At 53.3% G+C, this 1075-nt stretch carries 2 protein-coding genes; both read right to left on the bottom strand.

The features are described from left to right. Positions 1–78: 78 nt before the first annotated feature. Positions 79–627, bottom strand: a complete 549-nt coding sequence (locus B5D35_RS23900; protein ID WP_078754873.1) for a hypothetical protein — start codon at positions 625–627, stop codon at positions 79–81. Continuing rightward, positions 620–1075 (bottom strand): hypothetical protein (locus B5D35_RS24515; RefSeq protein ID WP_157828509.1); only part of this gene is annotated, 456 nt, incomplete at its 5' end. The genes B5D35_RS23900 and B5D35_RS24515, both read right to left, overlap by 8 nt.

The raw sequence follows: 1075 nt of genomic DNA, 5'->3' as shown, positions 1-1075 counted from the left end.
GGCAGTTGATGCACGGCGGTGGTTTTCCCGCCGCCTGTGGTGGCAGAAAAAAGCATGTGCCGTGCTTTGAGTGACGGGTTACTGTTTATCGCCATTGCCTGCACTGTCCTTTGTCTGTTTGGTACGTCGGGAAGGCGTGCTGTTAACGGTTGGCGTATCACTGCCCCCCTGTTCAGGGTCTGGCTGTGTTTGCTCTCTGGCTTCTTTGATACATAGCCAGATAGAGAATGCCAGAATCGACAAGGCAAAGACCGCTTGCGCTTCTTCCTTGTATCGCCCAAAGAGATTAACAACCGTCCCGTCGTACTTGTTAAAAAAGGGCGTGAAGTTGTCCACAATAAGGGTTTTACGCTCAGGTGAGAGCGTAAAGTCCCTGACCATAAAGCTTTTGAGGCTGACTTCAATCAGGTCAACAAGGCCGTTTGCGGCTAATTCTCCTTTATTGCCTGTGAGGGCGTGGGAAGAAGCATCATGGCGTTGCGAGTCTTTGTCTTTTGTGTCGTCACTCTCTTTGGGCTGACTAGGCTCAAGGGCTTCAATGTCAGCCAAGAGGTCATCACTGAATGTCGTGTCATCTAAAGAGAAAGGGGGCGGCGTTGCCCCCTTTGCGGTGTGGGTTTCAGTCACGGTAGGTCTCCTCCTTGTCGTTGAGGTGGCGATAAAGGCGATAGCCACCGTAGGTCAGGGCGGCAAGGCCGCTGATGACGAGCAAGGCGGTGACGGCGTTTCCTGCGTTGTTGTCTTCTTCGCCTTGCTCATCGTCCCCTTTCGTTACCTGTGTATCGGGTGCGCTGTCCTTCGCGTTGCCGTTGAGACCTTCCCCGCTTCCTTTACCGCAACCAGATGGCGTGTCTGTCGATGTGGTCGATGATGTCTTGTCAAACTCACCAACAACCGATTGTGTCGCATTGTCTATGGTCACGGGCGGCAAGGGCAGGATGTCGTGTTCAGTAAGTTCGGGGTCTAGCATGTCTTTCAGTGCTTTCTCTTGTTCGTCATCCATGCCTTGTATTCGCGCAGCATAGCTATCTGGGTTCTCCGTCCAGCGGCTCGCCGCGAGTTGTTCTTGCTCCTT

The organism is Enterovibrio nigricans DSM 22720, from assembly GCF_900167155.1.
Classification (GTDB): Bacteria; Pseudomonadota; Gammaproteobacteria; order Enterobacterales; family Vibrionaceae; genus Enterovibrio; species Enterovibrio nigricans.
The sequence above is the reverse complement of the archived record's forward strand: the minus strand, read 5'-3'. Positions and strand labels throughout refer to the sequence as shown.